Source organism: Anaerolineales bacterium (assembly GCA_022866145.1).
In the GTDB taxonomy this organism is placed as follows: domain Bacteria; phylum Chloroflexota; class Anaerolineae; order Anaerolineales; family E44-bin32; genus PFL42.
The window spans coordinates 1-1,617 of sequence record JALHUE010000245.1; the positions used below are offsets into that span (position 1 = coordinate 1).

Genomic DNA, 1,617 nt, shown 5'->3' on the forward strand with positions numbered 1-1,617 from the left:
CGAGCTCCTGCTCCTGATAAACGATGCCGACCTGGAGGCGCTGCGGCCATCGATCGCCGCCGCCGTCGAACGCGGCCTTTCGGTCAGTGCGGTGCTCACCGGCCAGGGCGAGATCGACGGCGCACGCAGCGTTCACCATCCTCCACGCGAAAGCGACGCCCAGGAGCTGACGCACACCCTGGTGATTGTCGCCGGTCGGCGGGAGGCGCTGGTGGCCAGCAGCCGCGAGCCGGCGGCGGCCACCGTCACCAACAATTCCAGCTGGGTGTCGATCGCACGCCAGTTCCTTTGGATGGAACTGTTCGCTCAGAACGTTGTCGCCCGCCTCGGCTCGGAGCTGATCGATGGCCTGGACACGGAAGCCGGCGCGCTGCTCCACGGCCTGTCCCAGCCGCTGGATGGCGGAGCCCAGCCATGATCTGGAAGAATCTCTGGCGCCGCAAGACCCGCACACTGCTGACCATCCTGGGCATCGCCATCGGCGTCGGCGCCGTGGTGTCGCTGAGCGCATTTGGCGCCGGCTTCGCCACCGGCTTCGAACGCATGATGTCGGGCTCGAACGCCGATCTGAGCGTGGTCCAGAAGGATGCCATGATCTCCTTCCTCAGCATCCTGGAGGAGGAGGTTGGCGACGACCTGCGCTCAATCGCAGGAGTCGAGGCGGTGTCTGGCAGCATCATGAGCCTCGTCCAGATGCCGGAGTCACCGTACTTCACCGTGTTCGGCGAGGAGCCACGCGGCTTCCCGATCGAGCACTTTCGGGTGGTGGAGGGCCAGCGGTTGAGCGGGCGGCGTCAGATCCTGATCGGGCGCCTGACGGCGTCCGCCTTCAACAAGCGCGTCGGTGACAGCTTCAAGCTCAGCCACTCCACCTTCAGGGTCGTCGGCATCTATGAGACTGGCGTCAACATGGAGGACGGCGGCGCAGTCATTGCCCTAGAGGATGCTCAGCGGATCTTCGATCGGCGTGGCCGGGTGAACAACTTCTCGCTCAAGCTGCGCGATGCCCAGCGCATCGATGAAATCAAGGCGGAGATCGAGACAACCTATCCCGAGCTTTCGGCCAACCGATCCGGCGACGCTACGATCCAGACTGAAGCGCTCGGCATGTATCGCTCCATGGGCTGGTTCCTGGGCATGTTCGCCGTGATCGTCGGCGGGCTGGGCATGATGAACACCACACTGATGAGCGTGTTCGAGCGGACGCGCGAGATTGGCGTCTTGCGGGCCCTGGGCTGGCGCCGCGGCCGCGTGATGCGCCTGATCCTCGGGGAATCCCTGGCCATCGCCCTGATCGGAGGCTTGGCCGGACTGGCACTCGGCATTGGCCTGACCTCACTTGCCAGCCTCTCCCCCAGCGTCGCCAGCATGCTGCAAGGCGTCTACGAACCGCAGATCTTCCTCCAAGCGCTGATCATTGCCTTGCTGCTGGGAGGGATGGGAGGGGTCTACCCGGCCTGGCGTGCTTCGCACCTCGAGCCGGTGGAGGCGATGCGCACCGAAGGCGGCGCGGCGGTCGCCCCTGGCAAGCTGGCCACCTTCCTGCTGCGCCGCTTCGGCCGCGGACCACTGCGCAACCTCTGGCGCCGGCCCACCCGCACGCTGGTCACCGCCACC

General features: G+C 66.2%; 2 protein-coding genes. Both read left to right on the forward strand.

Features of this window, described 5'->3' with window-relative positions:
- Positions 1-418 (forward strand): hypothetical protein (locus tag MUO23_07720; protein MCJ7512842.1); only part of this gene is annotated, 418 nt, incomplete at its 5' end.
- Positions 415-1,617: ABC transporter permease (locus MUO23_07725; GenBank protein MCJ7512843.1), on the forward strand; the 1,203-nt coding region annotated here is incomplete at its 3' end. The genes MUO23_07720 and MUO23_07725, both read left to right, overlap by 4 nt.